The organism is Pelomonas sp. Root405 (genome assembly GCF_001425165.1).
Classification (GTDB): domain Bacteria; phylum Pseudomonadota; class Gammaproteobacteria; order Burkholderiales; family Burkholderiaceae_C; genus Pelomonas.
In genome coordinates this window covers 26,783-44,940 of the sequence record NZ_LMDU01000007.1, presented here as the reverse complement: position 1 = coordinate 44,940, position 18,158 = coordinate 26,783, and the positions used below count along the sequence as shown (strand labels likewise).

Below are 18,158 nucleotides of genomic sequence, written 5' to 3'. Positions count from 1 at the left end.
GCGCGCCGCGACCTGCCGCTGGCCGTCTTCCACTTCGACTGCTTCTGGATGCGCGAGTTCCAGTGGTGCGACTTCGCCTGGGACCCGCGCGGCTTCCCGGAGCCCGAGGCCATGCTCCAGCGCCTGCACGCCAAGGGCCTCAAGATCAGCCTCTGGATCAACCCGTATGTGGCGCAGAAGTCGCCGCTGTTCGCGGAAGGCGTCAAGCGCGGCTACTTCATCAAACGAACCAACGGCCTGACCTTCCAGACCGACCAGTGGCAACCCGGCATGGCCATCGTGGACTTCACGAACCCCGCCGCCAAGACCTGGTACCAGAGCCACCTGCGTCGCCTCGTCGCGCAAGGCGCCGACTGCTTCAAGACCGACTTCGGCGAGCGCATCCCGAGCGAGGGCGTCACCTACTTCGACGGCTCCGACCCCGTCGAGATGCACAACCTCTACGCGCTGCAATACAACGAAGCCGTCTTCGAGCTGCTCAAGGAAGTGCAGGGCAGCGACGCCATCGTCTTCGCCCGCTCCACCTACGCCTCCGGCCAGCGCTTCCCCGTGCACTGGGGTGGCGACTGCTGGAGCACCTTCGAGTCCATGGCCGAGAGCCTCAGAGGCGGCCTGTCGCTCACGTCCTGCGGCTTCGCCTTCTGGAGCCACGACATTGGCGGCTTCGAAGGCAACCCGCCGCCGGCCGTCTACAAGCGCTGGATCCAGTTCGGCCTGATGTCCTCGCACAGCCGCCTGCACGGCAGCAGCAGCTACCGGGTGCCATGGCTCGTGGACGAAGAAAGCTGCGACGTGCTGCGCACCTTCACGCGGCTCAAGCACCAGCTCATGCCCTATCTCTACGCCAAGGCCCACGAGGCGACCGAGACGGGCGTGCCGCTGATGCGCGCGATGCTCATCGAGCATCCGAGCGACCCAGCCTGCGCGCCGCTGGACCGGCAGTACCAGCTGGGCGAGGCATTGCTCGTCGCGCCGGTGTTCACGGAGAGCGGGGAGGTGGACTTCTACTTGCCCGAAGGGACGTGGACCCACCTGCTCAGCGGCGAGAAGAAGCCGGGTGGGCGCTGGCACAAGNGTGTTCACGGAGAGCGGGGAGGTGGACTTCTACTTGCCCGAAGGGACGTGGACCCACCTGCTCAGCGGCGAGAAGAAGCCGGGTGGGCGCTGGCACAAGGAGACGCATGGCTTCCTCAGCATGCCGCTCTACGCCGCACCGGGCAGCGTCATCCCCTGGGGCGCCGAGACCGAGAAGCCGGACTACGACTACGCCAGCGGCACCGTGCTGCGCGTGTTCGAGCTGGCCGACGGCCAGAGCGCGGGCTTCACGGTCGTGGGGCTGGACGGCAGCGTCGCGGCACGCGGCACGGTCAGCCGCAAGGGCGGGCAGTACACGGCCCAGGTGTCTGAGGGCGCGCTGCGCGACTGGGGCCTGGACGTGGACGGCCAGCGCAGTCCGGTGCTGAGCCAAGGGCGTGAACTGCGCTGGGGCGACTGAAGCCAAGCGAGGTGGCCGAACCCATCCGGGTTGGCAACCCCGCCTTTCTGAGGACCGACCCCAATATCGAAGGCCTGACAACGTTGTCATAATTTGACGCCATGAAGTTATCAACCTCTGTATCGGCCGGTCTGCTGGCACTGGCCGCTGCCTTCGCCGTCGCGAACGCTCATGCGCAAGGCGCTGCCGTGAACCAGGTCGGCTACCTGCCGGGCGGGGCCAAATGGGTGGTGCTGCCGGCGGGCGCGGGCGAAGAGTTCCGTCTCGTCCGCGTCGGCAGCAACGATGTCGTACTGCGCGGCCGCCTGGGCCCGGCGCAGACCTGGGCGCCGGCCGGCCAATCGGTGCGCTTGGCCGATTTCTCCGCGCTGAACGAAGTGGGCGAGTACGAGCTGCGCATCGACAACGTGCCGGCGTCGCCGCGCATCCGCGTCGCGCCCGATGCCTATGCCGCGCTGACGGCCGCCAGCCTGAAAGCTTTCTACTTCAACCGCGCCAGCACCGCGCTGGAGCCGCGCCACGCCGGCCGTTGGGCCCGCCCGGCCGGTCACCCCGACACGGAGGTGCTCGTCCACGCCTCCGCCGCCAGCGACAAGCGGCCCGAAGGCACGCGCATCTCCGCGCCCAAGGGCTGGTACGACGCCGGTGACTACAACAAGTACGTCGTCAACTCCGGCATCACCGTCTACACGCTGCTGGCCGCCTGGGAGCAGTTCCCTGCACTGTTCAAGGCGCAGAAGCTGGACATCCCGGAAAGCGGCAACGATCTGCCCGACGTGCTCGACGAGGTGCTGTGGAACCTCGACTGGATGCTGGCCATGCAGGACCCGGCCGACGGCGGCGTCTATCACAAGCTCACCAACAAGACCTTCGACGGCAGCCAGATGCCGCACCAGACCAAGGGCGAGCGCTATGTGGTGGCCAAGGGCACGGCTGCGGCGCTGGACTTCGCTGCCGTGATGGCACAAGCGAGCCGCATCTACAAGCCCTTCGATTCGCAGCGCCCGGGCCTGTCGGCCCGCATGCGTGACGCGGCAATCGCCGCCTGGACCTGGGCGCGAGCGAATCCGCAGGTCGTCTTTAAGAACCCGTCGGATGTCCGCACCGGCGAATACGGCGACACCAAGCTCGACGACGAGTTCGCTTGGGCCGCTGCCGAGCTGTACCTCACCACCGGCGACGCCGCCTACCGCGACGCGCTGAAGCTGGCGTCGCAACCCATCCGCGTGCCCAGCTGGGGCGATGTCGCCGGCCTGGGCTGGATGAGCCTGGCCCAGCACCGCGACAAGTTGACCAAGGCCGACGCGGAGCTGGTGACCAAACGCGTGCGCGGCTTCGGCGACGAACTTGCCGCGTCCTGGAAAGCTTCGGCCTACCGGATGACGATGGAGAGCCCGACCGACTTCGTCTGGGGCAGCAACTCGCAGGCCTTGAACCAGGCTCTGATGCTGATCCAGGCCTACCGCCTCAGCAACGACCGCGCCCAGCTCGACGCCGCGCAGTCGGTGCTGGACTACGTGCTGGGCCGCAATCCGTTGGGCATGAGCTATGTGACCGGCTTCGGCCAGCGCAGCCCCATGCGCCCGCACCACCGACCGTCCGAGGCCGATGGCGTCGAGCCGCCCGTCCCCGGTTTCATCGTCGGTGGCCCCAACCCGGGCCAGCAGGACCAGAAGAACTGCCCGCGCTACCCATCGGCACTGCCGGCGCTGTCCTATATCGACCACGACTGCAGCTATGCCGCCAACGAGGTCGCCATCAACTGGAATGCGCCGCTGGTGTATGTGGCAGCCGCGCTGCAGTCACTGACGCCACCAGCGCGCTGACCGCAAATAAGAGAACAACGGAGACCCCATGACCTCGTCAACCCGCCACCCGCTCGTCTGGGTGCCCTCGCTCTACCTGGCCATGGGCTTGCCCAACGTGATGGTCGGCGTCGTCGCAGCCATCATCTACAAGAACCTCGGCGTCTCCAACGAAGACATCGCGCTCTACACCTCGCAGATGTATTTGCCTTGGGTGCTGAAGCCCTTGTGGGCGCCGTTGCTGGAAACCTACCGCAGCAAGCGCTTCTGGGTCATCAGCATGGAATTCACGATGGCCGCCGCGCTGGCCCTCGTCGCGCTGTGCCTGCCCACCGAGGGCTTCTTCAAGCTGTCGCTGGCCTTCTTCTGGCTTGTCGGCTTCGCGTCTGCCACGCAGGACACCTGCGCCGACGGCGTCTTCATGACCACCGTGTCCAAGACCGACCAGGCGCGCTATTCCGGCGTGCAGGGCATGTGCTGGAACATGGGCGCCGTCGTCGCCTCGGGCCTGTTCGTGTCGCTGACCGGCTACCTGCACAACCACGTGGGCATGAGCTGGGTGCAGTGCTGGATGGTGGTGGTGTCGATTGCGGCGGCGTCGATGGCGCTGTTCGGCGTCTATCACCTGCGCGTGCTGCCGCCGGGCGCGCCGTCCACGCTGCAGGGCCAGGGCCTGGCGGTCGGCATGACGGGCATGCGTGAGGCCTGGGTTACCTTCTTCAAGAAGCCGCAGATCTGGATGATGCTGGCTGTCATCTTCTTCTACCGCTTCGGTGAGGGCTTCATCGAGAAGTTCGGCCCGCTGTTCCTGTTGGACGCGACCAGCGCCGGCGGCCTGGGGCTGGACAACGAATCGCTTGGCCATATCAACGGCACCGTCGGCACGCTGGCCTTCATCGCCGGCGCCTTCCTGGGCGGCTTCTTCGTCGCCAAGCGCACCTTGCCGCGCACCTTCTTCATCCTGGCCCTGGTGCTCAACGTCCCGCACCTGACCTACTTCTACCTGGCGCAGTCGATGCCGACTGACACGGTCACCATCGCGGCGATCGTCGCCATCGAGAAGTTCGGCTTCGGCATGGGCTCGGTCGGCCACATGCTCTACATGATGCAGCAGATCGCCCCAGGCCCCTTCCGCATGGCGCACTACGCGATGGCCACCGGCGTGATGGCGCTGACCAAGTGGGGCACCGGCACCGTCAGCGGCTTCATGTGGAACATGGTGGACCACAACTACATCAGCTTCTTCGGCTGGGTGCTGATCTTCTCGATCCCGCCGGTCATCCTGGCCTGGCTGGCGCCCTTCCCACATGACCACGAGGAAGCCGAAGAGTTCAGCGGCCACGCCGCGCCCGCTGGCGGGCATTGATGAGGCGGATGCGCCCGTGGCTGCCGCCGCGGAGCTCGCCTGCGGCGCCGATGCGTGCACCTGAACTGGCAGTGACAACCTAGGGGTTTGCCTGCTGCCCGGCGTTCTGCGCAATTGCTTGACGTTTGAACTATTGATTTCTAAAGTGGTGCGATGCGCATCACCTGCATTGGCGGCGGACCTGCCGGCCTCTACTTCGCCCTGCTGATGAAGAAGGCCGACCCAGCCCACCAGGTGCGGGTGCTGGAGCGCAACCGCGCGGGCGACACCTTTGGCTGGGGCGTCGTGCTGTCCGACCAGACGGTGGACGCATTGCGCGAGGCCGATCCCGAGACGGCCGGGCAGATCAGCGACGCCTTCAACCACTGGGACGACATCGCCGTCCACTTCAAGGGCCGCCGCATCGTCTCCAGCGGCCATGGGTTCTGCGGCATCGGGCGCAAGAAGCTGTTGAACATCCTGCAGGCGCGCTGTGAGGCGCTGGGCGTGGAACTGGTCTTTGAGGCTGATGTGCCGGACGACGCGGACATCGACGCCGACCTCATCATTGCCGCCGACGGCCTGAACAGCCGCATCCGCCAGAAGTACGCCGCCACCTACCAGCCCGATGTCGACCTGCGTGCCTGCCGCTTCGTGTGGCTGGGCACGACCAAGCTCTTCGACGCCTTCACCTTCGACTTCCAGCACACCGAGTGGGGCTGGTTCCAGGCGCATGCCTACCGCTTCGACGCTACGCACTCGACCTTCATCGTCGAGGCGCCCGAAGACGTCTGGCGCGCCGCTGGGCTAGAGGCCATGAGCAAGGAGGAGGGCATCGCCTTCTGCGAAAAGCTCTTCGCCCAGGTGCTGGACGGCCACCCGCTGATCTCCAACGCCAGCCACCTGCGCGGCTCGGCGTCGTGGATCCGCTTCCCGCGCGTCGTCTGCAAGACCTGGGTACACCGCAACGACCGCGGCACGCCCGTCGTGCTGATGGGCGACGCGGCCCACACGGCGCACTTCTCTATCGGCTCGGGCACCAAGCTCGCGCTGGAGGACGCCATCGACCTGGCGCGCGATATCCAGGCGCACGGCGACCTGACAGCGGCGCTCGATGCCTACGCGGCCACGCGCAGCATCGAGGTGCTGCGCATCCAGAACGCGGCGCGGAACTCCACCGAATGGTTCGAAAACGTCGAGCGCCATGCGCGCCTGGCGCCGGAGCAGTTCGCCTATTCACTGCTGACGCGCTCCCAGCGCATCTCGCACGAGAACCTGCGCCTGCGTGACGCGCGCTATGTCGGCGAGTTCGAGCGCTGGTTGGCCGTCCAAAGCGGTATCGACGCCCAGGTGCCACCGATGTTCACGCCGTTCAAGCTGCGCGGCGTCACGCTGAAGAACCGCGTCGTCGTGTCGCCGATGGCGCAGTACAGCTGTGAGGACGGTGTGCCCGGCGACTACCACCTGGCCCACCTGGGCGCCCGCGCATTGGGCGGGGCGGGGCTCGTGTTTGCGGAGATGACCTGCGTGTCGCCCGACGCGCGCATCACGCCGGCCTGCCCGGGCCTTTGGACGGACGAGCAGGGCGCCGCCTGGCAGCGCATCGTCGAGCATGTGCACGCCAACAGCAGCGCCCGCATCGCGATGCAGCTCGGCCATGCCGGCCCCAAGGGTTCGACGCGCGTGCCCTGGGAGGGCGAAGACCTGCCGCTGCCCGACGGCAACTGGCCGCTGATCTCGGCGTCGCCCCAGCAATACCAGGCCGGCATCAGCCAGGTCGCACGGGCGATGACGCGCGCCGACATGGACCGCGTGCGCGAGGACTTCGTTGCCGCCGCCCGCCGTGCGGCGGATGCCGGCTTCGACTGGCTGGAACTCCACTGCGCCCACGGCTACCTGCTGTCCGCTTTCATCTCCCCGCTGACCAACCAGCGCGACGACGACTACGGCGGTCCGCTGGAGGACCGGCTGCGGTATCCGCTCGAAGTCTTCTCCGCCATGCGCGACGTCTGGCCGCTGGACCGGCCGATGTCGGTGCGCATCTCGGCCCACGACTGGGTGCCAGGCGGCACGACGCCTGAAGATGCCGTGGCCATAGCCGCTGCGTTCAAGCAAGCCGGCGCCGATCTGATCGACGTGTCTTCCGGCCAGGTCAGCAAGGCGCAACAACCCGTCTACGGCCGCATGTACCAGACGCCCTTTGCGGAAAGCATCCGCAACCGCGTCGGCATCGCGACCATGGCCGTTGGCGCCATCTCCGAGGCTGACCATGTCAACAGCATCATCGCGTCGGGTCGCGCCGACCTCTGCGCCATCGCGCGGCCGCACCTGGCCAACCCGGCCTGGACGCTGACCGAGGCCGCGCGCATCGGCTACCGCGGGCCCATTGGGCTGGAATGGCCCAAACAGTATTTGTCCGGCAAGAGCCAGCTGGAGCGCGAGTTCGAGCGTCAGCGCGCCGGCAATGTGGCTGCGGCCGAGCAGGCGAACAAGGCGTTGGGCGTATGAAGCACGCTGTGGTGACGGGTGGAGGAAGCGGCATCGGCGCCGCCGTGGCAAAGCGGCTGCTCGCGGACGGTTTTTGCGTCACGCTGATGGGCCGCAGCGAAGACCGCTTGCGCCAGGCACAGGCGGCCCTTGGTGACGTGGCCATCCAGGTGTGCGACGTCGGAAACGAAGACAGCGTCACCGACGCCTTTGCCGCGGTCGGCGACGTGGACATCCTCGTCAACAACGCCGGCCAGGTCGAGACCGCGCCGCTGGCCCGCACCTCCCTCGAACTCTGGAAGCGGCTGCTTAACGTCAACCTCACCGGCACCTTCCTGTGCAGCCGCGCCGTGTTGCCCGGCATGGTGACCCGCGGGCAGGGCCGCATCATCAACGTCGCCAGCACGGCGGCGCTCAAGGGCTATGCCTATGTAGCAGCCTATTGCGCGGCCAAGCACGGCGTACTGGGCCTGACGCGGGCGATGGCGCTGGAAGTGGCGGCCAAGGGCGTGACGGTCAACGCGGTCTGCCCGGGCTACACCGAGACCGACATCGTCGCCAGCGCCGTCGACAACATCGTCGCCAAGACCGGCCGCACCGCCGACGAGGCACGCGCCGAGCTGGCCAAGGTGAACCCGCTGGGCCGCTTGATCCAGCCCGACGAAGTGGCGGACACCGTGGCATGGATCGTCGGCAACGGCGCCATCAACGGCCAGGCTATTGCCGTCTGCGGCGGGGAGACGATGTGATGTCGGCGGACATGGACTTCGAGACCCGGCTGTCCGACGACGACCACCAGGCGCTCAGGCTCTGGCTGCGCCTGCTGTCCTGCACGACGCGCGTGGAAGACCAGATCCGCCAGCGCCTGCGCGCCGACTTCGGCACCACGCTGCCGCGCTTTGACCTGCTCGCTCAATTGGAGCGCCACCCCGATGGCCTGACGATGCGCGAACTGTCCAAGCGCCTCATGGTGACGGGCGGCAACGTGACCGGCATCACCGACCAGCTCGAAGCCGAAGGCCTGGTGCTGCGCGAGACGCGCGCCGACGACCGCCGCAGTTTCATCGTCAAGCTGACGCCCCAAGGGCGCCGCCAGTTCAAGCGCATGGCCGCCACGCACGAGGGCTGGATCGTCGAGCTGTTCGCCGGCTGGACGCCGGCGCAAAAGACGCACGTCCACGAGCTGCTCGCGCAGCTGAAAACCCATTTGGCCAAGGACGCCGCATGACTCCCTACCTGACCTCCGGCAACCACCAGAGCCTTGCCGGCTACATGCCCGAACACTTCGTCTGGCAGCAGCAGGGCGCCGTCGGCGTCATCACGCTGAACCGGCCCGAGCGCAAGAACCCGCTGACCTTCGAGTCCTATGCGGAGCTGCGCGACCTGTTCCGCCGCCTGAGCTATGTTGACGACGTGCGCGCCATCGTCATACAGGGCGCCGGTGGCAACTTTTGCTCCGGCGGCGATGTGCACGAGATCATCGGCCCGCTGACCGGCATGAGCATGCCCGACCTGCTGGCCTTCACGCGCATGACCGGCGACCTGGTGAAGGCCATGCGCGCCTGCCCGCAGCCCATCGTCGCGGCCATCGATGGTGTGTGCGCCGGCGCGGGCGCCATCATGGCGATGGCGTCCGACCTGCGCGTCGGCACGGCCCGCAGCAAGACGGCCTTCCTGTTCACCCGCGTGGGCCTGGCCGGCTGCGACATGGGCGCCTGCGCCATGCTGCCGCGCATCGTCGGCCAAGGGCGCGCGTCGGACCTGCTGTACAGCGGCCGCAGTCTGGGTGGCGAGGAGGGCCTGGCCTGGGGCTTCCTGAACCGCCTGGTCGCGCCTGATCAACTGTTGAACGAAGCGACGACGTGGGCCGGCGACATCGCCAACGGTCCCAGCTTCGGCCATGCGATGACCAAGCGCATGCTGCATCAGGAGTGGGCCATGGGCGTGGACGAGGCCATCGAATCCGAGGCGCAGGCCCAGGCCATCTGCATGATGACGAAGGACTTCCACCGCGCGTTTGAAGCCTTCGTCGCCAAGCAAAAGCCAGCGTTTCAAGGCGACTGACATGCAACACCTCGACTGGCCATTCTTCGACGCCAAGCACCGCGAACTGGCGACGGCGCTCGATGCCTGGTGTGGCGAACATCTTCAGCAGGTCAACCATGACGGCGACATCGATGCGCAGTGCAAATCACTCGTCGCGCAGCTTGGCGCAGCCGGCTGGCTGAACCACGCGGTGGCTGGCGCAGGCGAAGCCATCGACACGCGGGCCATCTGCTTGATCCGCGAGACGCTGGCCAAGCATGACGGCTTGGCTGACTTCGCGTTCGCGATGCAGGGCCTGGGCTCGGGCGCGATCTCGCTGCACGGCACGCCCGCGCAGCGCGAGCGCTATCTGCCGCGCGTCGCTCGCGGCGAGGCGCTGGCCGCGTTCGCGCTGTCCGAACCAGAGGCCGGGTCCGACGTGGCCGCCATGCAGTGCATCGCCATCGAAGACGGCGACAGCTACGTGCTGACCGGCGAGAAGACCTGGATCTCCAACGGCGGCATCGCCGACTTCTATGTGCTGTTCGCGCGCACCGGCGAAGCGCCCGGCTCGCGCGGCCTCAGTGCCTTCATCGTCGATGCCGGCCTGCCCGGCTTCGAGATCGCCGAACGCATCGACGTCATCGCGCCGCATCCGCTGGCCCGCCTGCGCTTCACCAACTGCCGCGTGGCCAAGAGCCAGATGCTGGGCGCGCCGGGCGAGGGTTTCAAGCTGGCGATGCGCACGCTGGATGTGTTCCGCACGTCCGTCGCCGCCGCCGCGCTGGGCTTTGCGCGCCGCGCGCTGCAGGAAGGGCTGAACCAGGCGAAGTCGCGGCCGATGTTCGGCGCCCGCCTGGCCGACCTGCCGCTCACGCAAGCCAAGCTCGCCGACATGGCCTGCAGGGTGGACTCGTCCGCGCTGATGGTCTACCGCGCCGCCTGGCTGCGCGACCAGGGCAGGACCATCACCAAGGAAGCCGCCATGGCCAAGCTGATGGCGACCGAAGGCGCCCAGCAGGTCATCGATGCGGCCGTGCAGCTCTTCGGCGGCCGCGGCGTGCGGCGCGGCGAGATCGTCGAATCCCTCTATCGCGAAATCCGTGCGCTGCGCATCTACGAAGGCGCCAGCGAAGTGCAGCAGTTGATCATCGGTCGCGAACTGCTCAAGCAAGCCTGAGGACGTCATGCACCCATCGGCCCACTTGGATACCTTCGCAAGAGACCACCTCCCGCCGCAGGACCAGTGGCCGGAGCTGGTGTTCGAACTGCCCGAGCTGCAGTTCGGCCCCCGGCTGAACGCGGCGACCGAGTTGCTGGACCGCTGGGTCGAGCAAGGGCAGGGCGAACGGCTCTGCGTGCAAGGCGCCGGCGTCCGCTGGACCTATGCCGAGCTGCAGGCAGAGACCAACCGCATCGCCAACGTGCTGGTCAACGAGCTGGGTGTCGTGCCCGGCAACCGCGTGCTGCTGCGCGGCGCCAACACGCCGCAGCTGGCCGCCTGCTGGTTCGCCGTCGTCAAGGCCGGCGCCATTGCCGTGGCGACCATGCCGCTCCTGCGAGCGGTCGAGCTGGGCAAGGTTATCGCCAAGGCCGAGGTTACGCATGCGCTGTGCGATGCGGCGCTGGCCGATGAGCTGGCGGCGGCGCAGTTGCATAACCCGGTGCTGCGCGGCATCTGCCACTACCGCAGCGGTGAGCCGGATGGCCTTGAAGCCCGCGCGGCGCGCCAGCCTGCCACGTTCAGGAACATTGATACCGCCAGCGACGACTGCGCGCTGATTGCCTTCACGTCCGGCACCACCGGCCAGCCCAAGGGCACGATGCACTTCCATCGTGACGTCATTGCGATCTGCCGCTGCTGGCCCGTGCACTGCCTGCGTGCGCAGGCGAGCGATGTCTTCATCGGCAGCCCGCCGCTGGCCTTCACCTTCGGCCTGGGCGGCCTGCTGCTGTTCCCGATGAGCGTCGGTGCGTCCGCCGTGCTGCTGGAGAAGCCCGCGCCCGAGCTGCTGCTCGCGGCGATTGCGAAGCACCGCGCGACGGTCTGCTTCACGGCGCCGACGTCCTATCGTGCGATGGCACCGCTGGTGGGGCAGCACGACCTCTCGTCGCTGCGCAAATGCGTCAGCGCAGGCGAGGCCTTGCCCGCCGCGACGCGTGCGCTGTGGAAGCAGGCGACGGGCATCGAACTGCTGGACGGCATCGGTGCAACGGAGCTTCTGCACATCTTCATCTCCCACACCGAAGACACCTCCAAGCCTGGCGCCACGGGCAAGCCGGTGCCTGGCTACCAAGCCTGCATCCTCGACGACGGCGGCCAGCCGCTGCGCGCGGGCCAGGTCGGCCACCTGGCCGTGAAAGGACCGACCGGCTGCCGCTACCTGGCCGACGAGCGCCAGCACCAGTATGTGCAGGACGGCTGGAACCTGACGGGCGATTCCTACCTGATCGACGACGAGGGCTACTTTGTCTACCAGGCGCGCACCGACGACATGATCATCTCGGGCGGCTACAACATCGCCGGCCCGGAGGTCGAGGCCGCGCTGCTGAGCCACCCCGCCGTGGCCGAGTGCGCCGTCATCGGCGTGCCCGACGAAGAGCGCGGCCAGCTGGTCAAGGCCTTCGTCGTGCTGCGTGAGGGCCATGCCGGCGACGCGCGCGCGCTGCAGGAGCATGTGAAGGCCAGCATCGCGCCCTACAAATATCCGCGTGCCATCGAGTTCCAGACCAGCCTGCCGCGCACCGAGACGGGCAAACTGCAGCGTTTCAAGCTCAGAGACTGAACGTCAACAAGGAGATCCACATGACTCAGGAGAAGGAAATGCAACCACAGAGGCACAGAGGCACAGAGACCAGCAGCCTCTCTGCTTTTTCTCTGTGTCTCCGTGTCTCTGTGGTTGCATTGGGCTGCTGGCTCGCCGGCCCGGCCCAGGCCGCCGACAAGCTCAAGGTCGGTTTCCTCAGCACCTTGTCCGGCCCCGGGGCTGGCCTCGGCGTGGACATCCGCGACGGCTTCGCGCTGGGGCTCAAGCACAGCGGCGGCAAGCTCGGCGGCCTGCCGGTCGAGATGGTTACGGCCGATGACCAGCAGAATCCCGAGGTCGCCAAGCAGAGCGCCGAGCGCCTGATCAAGCGCGACAAGGTCGACTTCATGACCGGCATCGTCTTCTCCAACGTGATGCTGGCCGTCGGCCCGTCGGTGTTCGACGCCAATATCCCCTACATCAGCGCCAATGCCGGCCCGTCGCAGTACGCGGGCGAGCAGTGCAACCCGTACTTCTTCAACGTCGCCTGGCAGAACGACAACCTGCACGAGGCCGTAGGCAAGACGGTGGCCGAGAAGGGTTTCAAAAAGCTGGTGCTGCTGGCGCCCAACTACCCGGCGGGCAAGGATGCGATGACAGGCTTCAAGCGCTACTACAAGGGCGCCGTCGTCGAGGAGATCTACACCAAGCTCGGCCAGCTCGACTACGCGGCGGAGCTGGCGCAGGCCCGCGCGGCCAAGCCGGATGCGATGTACATCTTCCTGCCCGGCGGCATGGGCATCAACTTCATCAAGCAGTTCGTCGGTGCGGGGCTGTCCAAGGACGTGACGCTGTTCGGGCCGGGGTTCTCGGCGGACGAGGACGTCATCAAGGCGGTGGGGGAGCCGATGCTGGGCATGTTCAACAGCTCGCATTGGGCGCATGACATGGACAACGTGGCGAACAAGAAGTTCGTGGCTGACTTTGTGAAGGACTATGGGCGGCTGCCGTCGCTGTATGCGAGCCAGGGGTATGACGCGGCGTTGTTGATGAATGCGGCGGTGAGGGATGTGAAGGGGAAGGTCGAGGACAAGCCGGCGCTGTTGAAGGCGATCAAGGCGGCGAAGTTCGAGTCGGTGCGGGGAGCGTTCCGATTCAACAAGAACCAGTACCCGATTCAGGATTACTACCTGCGCGTGATCACGAAGGATGGGCAGGGGCGGGTGACGAACCGGACGATGGGGAAGATCTTCAGTGAGCACCAGGATGCCTATGTGGGCTCCTGCAAGATGAGCTGAGATGTGCGAGTGATGAGGGTTGCTTTTGGGGAGCGGGTGTCTTCTCGCTGCATTGCCGGGAGTCCGTCCTGGCGGCCGGGTAACTTTCTTCTGCGGGGCCAGAAGAAAGTCACCAAAGAAGAGGCCCTGAACCGCACACCAGCACCACGTGCACGAGCTGCGCCGTGCAACAGCCGGTCGCGGTGTGGGCAGACGCGAGCCGCTGCGCTCTCGCTGCTGTCCTTGTCACCAGCGTCACTCATCGCCACTTCAGCCCGCTTAACGCGCGGCTGCACGCCGGGCTCACGAGAAACACCGAAGACAGCGGCGCTCGGGCGCCGCGACGGCGCGATGGCGCGTCGCAACCGTGTAGGTTTGGGTGAGCGCAGCGAACCCCAACGCCTCGCCGCCCACGCCCGGTGGCGTCGCCCCAGCGACGCGGTATTCCCTGGTGAGTTCGGCGTGCAGCCGACGTTAATCGGCATGAAGCGGCAATGGATGGCGCTCGTCACAGGGACAGCAGCGAGAGCGCAGCGGGTCGCGTCTGCCCGGAATCGAACCGTGAGTTTTCGCGCGCCGCTGATAGCGCCGCCGCGGTCGTGTGCGGTTCAGGGCCTCTTCTTTGGTGACTTTCTTCTGGCCCCGCAGAAGAAAGTTACCCCGCCGCCGGGCGGGACTCCCGGCAATCGTCGCGCTAGCCCGATCCGCCCGGAAGCGACCCACTGACCATGGACTGGATCCTCATCACCGAGCAACTCCTCAACGGCCTCCAATTCGGCCTGATGCTCTTCCTGCTCGCCGCCGGCCTGACCCTCGTGTTCGGCATCATGGACATGATCAACCTGGCGCATGGCTCGCTCTACATGGTCGGCGCCTACCTCGCCGCCGCCACGGCCGCCGCGACAGGTTCATTCCTGCTGGCCGTCCTCGCAGCGTTGGTGGGCACCGCCGCAATCGGCATGGCCCTCGAAGTCACGCTGTTGCGACGCCTGTACGCCAGAGACCACCTCAGCCAGGTCCTCGCCACCTTCGCCCTCATCCTCATGCTCAACGAAGGCGTCCGCATCCTCTGGGGCGACCAGCCGCTGATGCTCAACACGCCCGCCGCCCTGTCCGGCCCGGTCGAACTCCTCCCCGGCCTGTTCTACCCCGCCTACCGTCTGCTCATCATCGGCGTCGGCCTCGCCGTCGCACTCTTGATGTGGGTACTCGTCACCCGCACCCGCGCCGGCATGTGGGTGCGTGCCGGTGCGTCCAACCGCCAGATGGCCACCGCCATGGGCGTTGACATCCGCAAGTTGTTCACCGCCGTGTTTGGCCTGGGTGCCGCGCTGTGCGCGCTGGCCGGCGCGCTGCTCGGGCCGCTGCTGGCCGTGCAGGTCGGCATGGGCGAAAGCATCCTCATCCTGGCCTTCGTCGTCATCGTCGTCGGCGGCATCGGCTCGGTGCGCGGCGCGCTGGTGGGCTCGCTGCTGGTCGGCTTGGTGGACACCGCCAGCCGCACGCTGCTGCCCGCGGCGCTGCGTCAGCTCGCCTCACCCGAGGTCGCGTCCAACCTCGGTCCGGCACTCGCCTCTATCCTGATCTACGTGCTGATGGCCGCCATCCTGTTCTGGAAGCCGCGTGGCTTGTTCCCTGCCCATGGCTGAAGCGCGCAGCCTTCACCACCGCGGCCTGGGCGCCTGGTTCTGGCCGTTGCTGGCCCTGCTCGCCGCCTTGCCACCGTTGCTGCAGGCCCTGGGCATGGAGTTCTATACGGTCGTCGGGACGCGCATCCTCATCTTCGCCATCGCGGCGTCCAGCCTGAACCTCATCCTCGGCTTTGGTGGCCTCGTCAGCTTCGGCCATGCGGCCTACATCGGCCTGGGTGCCTACACCGTGGGCGTGTTGATGGACGCGGGCGTCACTTCCGCTTGGATCGCCTGGCCGGCGGCATGCCTCGTCAGCGGCCTGGCAGCAGCCGTGATCGGCGCCATCAGCCTGCGCACCCGTGGCGTCTACTTCATCATGATCACGCTGGCCTTCGCCCAGATGTTCTATTACCTCGCCGTGTCGCTGAAGGCCTATGGCGGCGACGACGGTCTGGCGCTGGCGCAGCGCTCGGTCATGGGCTTCGGCCTGGACTTGAAGGACGACGCCAGCTTCTATTGGGTGGCGCTCGCACTCTTCGCCATCGTCATGGCCGGCCTGCAGCGCGTCGTGAACTCGCCCTTCGGCTGGCTGCTGCAGGGCGCGCGCGAGAACGAGGTGCGTGTGGCCGCTGCCGGCGGCCGGGTGTTCGTGCTGCGCTGGCAGGCTTTCGTGCTCGCAGGCGCCATCGCCGGCCTGGCGGGTGCCATGCTGGCCAACCTGAACGGCCTGGTGTCGCCGCACCTGATGCACTGGTCGCAGTCCGGCCAACTGATGGTCATGGTCATCATCGGTGGCGCGGGTGCGCTGTGGGGCGGACCGCTGGGCGCGCTGGCGCTGCTGCTGCTGGAGGAACTGCTGTCCGGCTACACGCTGCATTGGCAGCTGGGCCTGGGCGCGCTGCTGCTGCTCGTCGTGCTGTATGCGCCGCGTGGCCTGGCTGGAGTGTGGCGCCGTGCTTGAAGTCAAACAGCTCATCAAGCGCTTCGGCGCGCTCGCCGCGACCGATGGCGCGAGCTTCGACGTGCGCGCGGGCGAACTGCACGCGCTGATCGGCCCCAACGGCGCTGGCAAGACGACGCTGATCCACCAGATCTCCGGCGCGCTGGCGCCCGACGATGGCGCCATCCTCTTCGACGGCCAGGACGTCACGCGGCAAGGCATGGCGCGCCGTGTGCAGGCCGGCCTGGTGCGCAGCTTCCAGATCACCAGCCTCTTCAAGCCCTGCTTGGTGCGCGACAACCTGGTGCTTGCCGTGCTGGCTCGGCGTGAGCGTGCGCCGTCGTGGTGGCGCAGCGCGCGCGCCGATGCGGCCGCGCATGCAGAAGCCGATGCATTGCTCGCGCGCGTCGGCTTGACTGCCCACGCCAACCGCGTCGCCGGAGAACTCGCGCATGGCGAACAACGCCAGCTCGAAGTAGGCCTTGCGTTGGCTGCCAAGCCGCGCCTGCTGCTGCTGGACGAGCCGTTGGCCGGCATGGGGCCGGACGAGTCGGCCCGCATGGTGGAGCTGTTGCAGGTGCTCAAACGCGAAGGACTGACGCTGCTGCTCGTCGAGCACGACATGGACGCCGTCTTCCGCCTCGCCGACCGCATCTCGACGCTGGTGGCCGGCCGCGTCATCGCCAGCGGCTCGCCGGCCGAGATCCGCGAGCACGCGGAAGTGAAGCGCGCCTACCTCGGCGATGAGATGGAGGCAGCCATATGAGCGCGCTGCTCAAGATCGAAGGCCTGGAGGCCGGCTACGGGGCCAGCCAGGTGCTGTTCGGCCTGGATCTCTCGATGCAGCCCGGTGAGGTCGCCACGCTGCTCGGCCGCAACGGCATGGGAAAGAGCACGCTGCTGCGCTGCCTGTGCGGCTGGATGGCGCCCAGCAGCGGCCGCATCACCTTCTGCGGCCAGGACGTCACCGGCTGGCCCGCCGACCGCATCGCCCGGCTGGGGCTGGCGCTGGTGCCCGAGGGGCGGCAGGTCTTCCCCAACCTCAGCGTGCAAGAGCACCTGCGCGCCTTCGCGGCCAACCGCAGCGGGGCCGTGGAACCGTGGACGGTGGAGCGCGTCTACGGCCTCTTCCCGCGCCTGGCCGAGCGCGCCGGCCACATGGGCCAGCAGCTGTCCGGCGGCGAGCAGCAGATGCTCGCCATCGGCCGCGCGCTCGTCACCAACCCGCGCCTGCTGGTACTGGACGAAGCCACCGAAGGTCTCGCCCCCATCGTGCGCGAGGAGATCTGGCGCTGCCTGGCCGTGCTGCGCGCCGCCGGGCAGACCATCCTGGTCGTCGACAAATACGTTCAGCGGCTGATCCGCCTGGCCGACCACCACACCGTGGTGGAACGTGGGCGCGTGGCCTGGGCGGGCAGCTCTGCCGCGCTGTCAGCTGACCCGGCGCTGTGGCAGAAGCACGTGGGAGTGTGACGATGAGCTTTGCTTTTCAACGCGAACAACTTGTCCGGTTCGGCCACTGCGACCCGGCCGGCATCGTGTTCTACCCGCGCTATTTCGAGATGCTCAACGAGCTGGTCGAAGACTGGTTCGCGAACGGGCTCAAGCTGCCCTTCGAGCAACTGATCGGCCAGCGCCGCGTCGGCATGCCGACGGCGCAGCTCGAGACGCGCTTCGTGCGCGTCAGCCGCCACGGCGACAGCCTGGTGCAACGCATCCACGTCGAGCGGCTCGGCCGCAGTTCGGTGACGCTGCGCATCGCCTTCGAGGGCATGGACGAGGGCGTCAGGGGCACGCGCGTCGAGTTCACGCAGGTGCTGGTCTGCACCTCGCTCAGCGACCACAAGCCCCAGGCGTTTCCGGACGATCTGCGCGCCGCGCTGGAGCGCTCGCTCGCCGCACAACAGGAGACAGACAAACCATGAACAACAACAGCAAGCAGATCCTGCAGCCGGCCGGCTGGACCCCGCCGCGCGGTTATGCGAACGGCGTCGCGGCCAGCGGCCGCCAGGTGTTCGTCGCTGGCCAGATCGGCTGGAACGAGCGCTGTGAATTCGACAGCGACGACTTCATCGCCCAGGTGCGCCAGACGTTGCTCAACATCCGCGCCGTGCTGGCCGAGGCGGGCGCCACGCCCGAGCACATCGTGCGCATGACCTGGTACCTCATCGACAAGCGCGAATACATCGCCCGCGGCCGTGAGGTGGGCCAGGCCTACCGCGACGTGCTTGGCCGCGACTACGGCATCGCGATGAGCGCCGTGCAGGTGTCGGCGCTGATGGAAGACCGGGCGAAGGTGGAGATCGAGGTGACGGCGGTGGTGCCGGAGGCGGCAGACTCAGGCGCTTGAGCCGCAACGCAAACGATTCGGCTCACAATTTGAGCCGATAGTGCTAAATTGCGGCT

General features: G+C 67.5%; 15 protein-coding genes and 2 pseudogenes. All 17 read left to right on the top strand.

The window, feature by feature from the left end; genetic code table 11:
- Positions 1-48: 48 nt before the first annotated feature.
- Positions 49-1,074 (top strand): annotated as a pseudogene (yicI, locus tag ASC81_RS28285) (alpha-xylosidase); the annotation flags it as partial.
- A gap of 1 nt (position 1,075) precedes the next feature.
- Positions 1,076-1,495 (top strand): annotated as a pseudogene (locus ASC81_RS27840) (hypothetical protein); the annotation flags it as partial.
- 101 nt (positions 1,496-1,596) lie between these two features.
- Complete coding sequence (locus tag ASC81_RS09300; RefSeq protein ID WP_082536401.1) at positions 1,597-3,321, top strand: glycoside hydrolase family 9 protein; 1,725 nt, start codon at positions 1,597-1,599, stop codon at positions 3,319-3,321.
- A 28-nt stretch (positions 3,322-3,349) separates the two neighbouring features.
- A complete protein-coding gene (locus tag ASC81_RS09295) occupies positions 3,350-4,666 on the top strand; it encodes an MFS transporter (protein ID WP_082536400.1) in 1,317 nt (438 codons plus the stop codon).
- Between the two features lie 153 nt (positions 4,667-4,819).
- Positions 4,820-7,153: a bifunctional salicylyl-CoA 5-hydroxylase/oxidoreductase gene (locus ASC81_RS09290; RefSeq protein ID WP_056265683.1), complete on the top strand. Its 2,334-nt coding sequence runs from the start codon at positions 4,820-4,822 to the stop codon at positions 7,151-7,153.
- Positions 7,150-7,881 (top strand): SDR family NAD(P)-dependent oxidoreductase, encoded by a 732-nt coding sequence (locus tag ASC81_RS09285; protein ID WP_056265682.1) that lies wholly within the window; start codon positions 7,150-7,152, stop codon positions 7,879-7,881. The genes ASC81_RS09290 and ASC81_RS09285 overlap by 4 nt, the downstream gene beginning before the upstream one ends.
- On the top strand, positions 7,881-8,360 hold the full coding sequence (locus ASC81_RS09280) for a MarR family winged helix-turn-helix transcriptional regulator (RefSeq protein ID WP_056265680.1): 480 nt from the start codon (positions 7,881-7,883) through the stop codon (positions 8,358-8,360). The genes ASC81_RS09285 and ASC81_RS09280 overlap by 1 nt, the downstream gene beginning before the upstream one ends.
- A complete protein-coding gene (locus ASC81_RS09275) occupies positions 8,357-9,196 on the top strand; it encodes an enoyl-CoA hydratase family protein (RefSeq protein ID WP_056265677.1) in 840 nt (279 codons plus the stop codon). The genes ASC81_RS09280 and ASC81_RS09275 overlap by 4 nt, the downstream gene beginning before the upstream one ends.
- Before the next feature lies 1 nt (position 9,197).
- Complete coding sequence (locus ASC81_RS09270) at positions 9,198-10,337, top strand: acyl-CoA dehydrogenase family protein (protein WP_056265674.1); 1,140 nt, start codon at positions 9,198-9,200, stop codon at positions 10,335-10,337.
- A 7-nt stretch (positions 10,338-10,344) separates the two neighbouring features.
- Positions 10,345-11,943 (top strand): benzoate-CoA ligase family protein, encoded by a 1,599-nt coding sequence (locus tag ASC81_RS09265; protein ID WP_056265672.1) that lies wholly within the window; start codon positions 10,345-10,347, stop codon positions 11,941-11,943.
- A gap of 119 nt (positions 11,944-12,062) precedes the next feature.
- Complete coding sequence (locus tag ASC81_RS09260) at positions 12,063-13,202, top strand: ABC transporter substrate-binding protein (protein WP_235533613.1); 1,140 nt, start codon at positions 12,063-12,065, stop codon at positions 13,200-13,202.
- Between the two features lie 707 nt (positions 13,203-13,909).
- A complete protein-coding gene (locus tag ASC81_RS09255) occupies positions 13,910-14,830 on the top strand; it encodes a branched-chain amino acid ABC transporter permease (RefSeq protein ID WP_056265666.1) in 921 nt (306 codons plus the stop codon).
- Positions 14,823-15,773, top strand: a complete 951-nt coding sequence (locus ASC81_RS09250) for a branched-chain amino acid ABC transporter permease (protein WP_056265662.1) — start codon at positions 14,823-14,825, stop codon at positions 15,771-15,773. Before ASC81_RS09255 ends, ASC81_RS09250 begins: the two co-directional genes overlap by 8 nt.
- Entirely contained in the window at positions 15,733-16,518 is a 786-nt protein-coding gene (locus ASC81_RS09245) for an ABC transporter ATP-binding protein (RefSeq protein ID WP_056265661.1), read from the top strand. Before ASC81_RS09250 ends, ASC81_RS09245 begins: the two co-directional genes overlap by 41 nt.
- Entirely contained in the window at positions 16,515-17,225 is a 711-nt protein-coding gene (locus ASC81_RS09240) for an ABC transporter ATP-binding protein (RefSeq protein WP_082536398.1), read from the top strand. Before ASC81_RS09245 ends, ASC81_RS09240 begins: the two co-directional genes overlap by 4 nt.
- Positions 17,226-17,227: 2 nt before the next feature.
- Positions 17,228-17,677 (top strand): thioesterase family protein, encoded by a 450-nt coding sequence (locus ASC81_RS09235; RefSeq protein WP_056265658.1) that lies wholly within the window; start codon positions 17,228-17,230, stop codon positions 17,675-17,677.
- Entirely contained in the window at positions 17,674-18,102 is a 429-nt protein-coding gene (locus ASC81_RS09230) for a RidA family protein (RefSeq protein WP_056265655.1), read from the top strand. The genes ASC81_RS09235 and ASC81_RS09230 overlap by 4 nt, the downstream gene beginning before the upstream one ends.
- Positions 18,103-18,158: the final 56 nt, after the last annotated feature.

Bases quoted from the DNA above. Each gene is read 5' to 3' on its own strand.
- ASC81_RS09300 (WP_082536401.1), top strand. From the start codon at position 1,597: ATGAAGTTATCAACCTCTGTATCGGCCGGTCTGCTGGCACTGGCCGCT.
- ASC81_RS09295 (WP_082536400.1), top strand. From the start codon at position 3,350: ATGACCTCGTCAACCCGCCACCCGCTCGTCTGGGTGCCCTCGCTCTAC.
- ASC81_RS09290 (WP_056265683.1), top strand. From the start codon at position 4,820: ATGCGCATCACCTGCATTGGCGGCGGACCTGCCGGCCTCTACTTCGCC.
- ASC81_RS09285 (WP_056265682.1), top strand. From the start codon at position 7,150: ATGAAGCACGCTGTGGTGACGGGTGGAGGAAGCGGCATCGGCGCCGCC.
- ASC81_RS09280 (WP_056265680.1), top strand. From the start codon at position 7,881: ATGTCGGCGGACATGGACTTCGAGACCCGGCTGTCCGACGACGACCAC.
- ASC81_RS09275 (WP_056265677.1), top strand. From the start codon at position 8,357: ATGACTCCCTACCTGACCTCCGGCAACCACCAGAGCCTTGCCGGCTAC.
- ASC81_RS09270 (WP_056265674.1), top strand. From the start codon at position 9,198: ATGCAACACCTCGACTGGCCATTCTTCGACGCCAAGCACCGCGAACTG.
- ASC81_RS09265 (WP_056265672.1), top strand. From the start codon at position 10,345: ATGCACCCATCGGCCCACTTGGATACCTTCGCAAGAGACCACCTCCCG.
- ASC81_RS09255 (WP_056265666.1), top strand. From the start codon at position 13,910: ATGGACTGGATCCTCATCACCGAGCAACTCCTCAACGGCCTCCAATTC.
- ASC81_RS09250 (WP_056265662.1), top strand. From the start codon at position 14,823: ATGGCTGAAGCGCGCAGCCTTCACCACCGCGGCCTGGGCGCCTGGTTC.
- ASC81_RS09245 (WP_056265661.1), top strand. From the start codon at position 15,733: ATGCGCCGCGTGGCCTGGCTGGAGTGTGGCGCCGTGCTTGAAGTCAAA.
- ASC81_RS09240 (WP_082536398.1), top strand. From the start codon at position 16,515: ATGAGCGCGCTGCTCAAGATCGAAGGCCTGGAGGCCGGCTACGGGGCC.
- ASC81_RS09235 (WP_056265658.1), top strand. From the start codon at position 17,228: ATGAGCTTTGCTTTTCAACGCGAACAACTTGTCCGGTTCGGCCACTGC.
- ASC81_RS09230 (WP_056265655.1), top strand. From the start codon at position 17,674: ATGAACAACAACAGCAAGCAGATCCTGCAGCCGGCCGGCTGGACCCCG.